This window comes from Streptococcus sp. CCH5-D3 (assembly GCF_001556435.1).
Taxonomy (GTDB): Bacteria; Bacillota; Bacilli; order Lactobacillales; family Streptococcaceae; genus Streptococcus.
This window is the reverse complement of sequence record NZ_LSIW01000159.1, coordinates 1-3,639: the sequence shown is the minus strand read 5'-3', so window position 1 is coordinate 3,639 and position 3,639 is coordinate 1. Positions and strand designations below refer to the sequence as shown.

Here is a 3,639-nt window from a genome sequence, read left to right as displayed (position 1 = left end):
ATTTTAAACTTCACAAAGTTAAAAAACATTGGGTAACTATTGCAGTGACAGGACTCACTTTAGGATTGAGTTTTGCAGGCCTTAACTACGCTTCAGCTGAAGAACAGCCTACCCCTGTTAATGAAGCGACTGTTGAAGCCATCATCAAAGAAGGCGCCATTGACGTCGAGACTCCAGCAACTAGTGAAACCACAGCTAAACCTGCAGAAAACACACTTGCTAGTGCTTCAAGTGAAGCTGCCACAGTGTCAGAAGCACTAGCAGCTAACTCTGAATTGGCTTCAACAGAAACAGTCTCTGAAAAACTAAGCTCTGAAGTTACAAGCACAGCTAGTTCGGAAGTAGCTAGTCCGGAAACTGCACATTCTGAGGTAAGTACAACAAATACACCTACAAACAACGAAAACCTCATCATAAGTACTACTCCTGATAAAACAACTTTAGATACCTCACAAAAAGATGGCGATTTCACCATCACTGTTGAAGCGGAAGGTATCACAAAAAAGACAGATAAAAGAGAGAGTTTCGTTTCAGATGCAAATGGTGTTACCTATTATGTAGATGCAAAAGGGCGGCTGGTTACCGGACCAAAAGACATCAACGGTTTCCAATATTACTTTAACGATGATGGCACTATGGTAAAAGGGCAGCTTAGAAAAGTTGACGACAAACTACACTTTTACGATGGAAACGATGGCAAGCTAGTAACAGATTGTTTTATTACATTCAAAGACAACCACTATATTCCAGAAGAAAACTATAGTAAAGTTGTTTACTTCAATGAACCTGCTTATATCGAACCAAACTATTATGTAATGCCTGGACTAGAACGTTACTATTTCGATAAAAATGGTAATACACTTAAGAAAGGTCGTCAGACGATTTTAGGTGATGACTATTACATCTATGACAATGGCCAAGTTGCTGTTCATAGACTAATGGAATTAGACCACAAACGCTACTACTTTGACGACAAAGGGACCTTAGCCAAAAACAAACAATTTCCTATCATCGAAAAGGGTCTATGGAAGTCTATGCCATATGTATTTTATTCAGACCACGATGGGGTGGCAGATTATCTCAATAAAAAACTAAACATTGTAACTTATCCGTTCCCAATTTACTATACTCTTCCTTCAGAAAATAATAGAGAATATCCAAAAAATCAATTTATGATGGACTACGAAGGTCGTTGGTATTACTTCAACAAAGACGGATTTCCTATCACTGGACCTAAAACTATTGATGGCTTTGAACTCTACTTCCATGAATCATCTCGTCCAGAGGGACATCAAGCTAAAGGCGAATTCATTAATATTGATAATAAAATCTACTACTTCGACAAAGATAATGGTCGTAAAGTCAAGGACACTTCCTTTGAGTTAAACGGTATATATTATATCGCAGATAAAGAGGGAAATATCACTATTCAAGGTGACTCTAAATTCCATAACCAATATGTCAGCGATGATAAAGGAAACTGGTACTACTACAACGCCGATGGCAATAAACTCATTGGCGAACAAACCATTGATAACGTCAAAGTTTACTTTAAGGATAGTGGAGTCCAAGTTAAAGGACACTTCGCTCCGAATGGACACTTCTATGACAAGGATAGTGGTGAACTTGTTACCAATGCTTATGTAGAAGACAATGGAAACTGGTATTATGTCGACGAAAATGGTCAAAAACTCATTGGAAACCAAATTGTTGATAGTTATCATGTTTGTTTTGACGGTAATGGTCGACAACTAAAAGGTGAAGCTAGCTACTCAAATTCAGGTCTACCAAAACATTACTATGATTTGCATAATGGACAAATGGTTATCAACTCACTTATTCAAATCGATGGTAAGACCTATAAATCTGATAATGAAGGTAAACTCTCTGAAGTACCATATGCTTTAAACTATCGCAACCAAATTGTTACCGATGACTTTGAAAACAGCTATTATTATGACTACCAAGGAATGATGGTTAAAAATCAATACGTTACTATCTATCACCTAGAGAATGACTATCTTAACCCTAAAATTAGAAAAGTCACCTATTATGCAGGATATGACGGAAAATTCCTTCACGGTCCCCAAACAATAAATGGTGTTGCTACTTATTTCAATGCCTATGGTGAACAAATCAAAGACCAGTTCGCAGACGATGGTTACTATTATGATAAAGATACCGGTGCTCGTGTTAATTTAGGTGTCAACCGATCAGTTATGATAAATGGTAAATGGTATTATGTTGACCAAAACGGAAAGCAATCTAAAGGAGAGTTTATTAAACAAGGAGGAAACAAATACTACTACGATAAAAATAATGGTGAGCGTGTCATTGGAACACTTTTTGAAGTGAACGATAAACTTTATATTTCAGATCAAGAAGGTGTCATTACTGAAAAGAAAGATGATATCAAAAAAAATGGACTGTTCTATGATGACTACCACAATATCCATTATATGAATGATAATGGTCATCTAGCTAGGAACTTATACGTTCCTTCTAACCACAATGGATTTAGCGATGATACAAAACCATTTTACTATTTTGGTTCCGAAGGAATCGCTTTAAAAGGGGAGCATACTATTAATGGTGAAACAGTATTCTTCGATGAAAATGGAGAGCAAGTAAAAGGAGGTTTCGCAAAAAACGGTAAATATTACGATAAACATACAGGTAACTTAGCAAGAAATACTTTCAGAGAACGTACTGTAAGAATCGCTCGTGAATGGCGTGCTAATGGTATCTCAACTACATTCCGCTACTACCTAGATAATAGTGGCTACAAGGTGTCAGGTTATCAGACTATTAACGGTGAGGACTACTACTTCTACCCTGATGGACCACAGTTAAAAGGGGATTTCGCACCAGATGGTAGATATCACGATAAGGACACCGGAGCTTTAGTCACAAAACGTTATGTTCAAATAAAACCTTGGCATTTTATCACCGACCTAGGTAATGAGCCTATCGACCATAATTATGTTCAAGTATTTCAATTCGATAGATACCCTAGTCTAGCAGACACCTCAACTGGTGCAATTACTAGATATTTTGGTAAAAAATATTCTAATAGTTGGTACTACGTCGATGAAAATAGTCAAAAGGTAACTGGACACAAAACTATCGATAATGTGAAGGGTTACTTTGATAAAGATGGTAAACAAGCTAAAGGTATTGTTGCTGATGATGGTTATTACTATGACAAGAATACTGGTGAACTTGTTGACTTAGGACGTGACAAATTCGTTGACGTTGACGGTAATCGTTACTATGTTGGTAGTGATGGTAAATGTTACAAGGGAGAACAAAAGATTGGAGATGATTACTACTATTTCCACGATGATGGTAGACTAGGCTACGACGAATTGCGAACAATTTGGGCGGGAAATGACTACTACTACCATTATTATTACCCAAAAACTGGAAAACGTGCTAAAAATGTTGACATTACTTTTAACCACTCAATTCGTTACAAGGTGAAAGCTGAGCTTGTTCATTTCGATGAAAACGGTGATGGAAGGGTTATTAAATATATTTACGAATAATATTTATTTCACACATATAATTCCAATTTGTCTTTCAATGAAAGGAGAATTATCATGGAAAAGAAAGTACATTTTAAACTTCACAAAGTTA

1 protein-coding gene is annotated in these 3,639 nt (G+C 36.5%); it reads left to right on the top strand.

Features of this window, described 5'->3' with window-relative positions; genetic code table 11:
* The coding region (locus AX662_RS09695) for a KxYKxGKxW signal peptide domain-containing protein (RefSeq protein ID WP_082757409.1) at positions 1 to 3,548 on the top strand (3,548 nt) is incomplete at its 5' end.
* Positions 3,549 to 3,639: the final 91 nt, after the last annotated feature.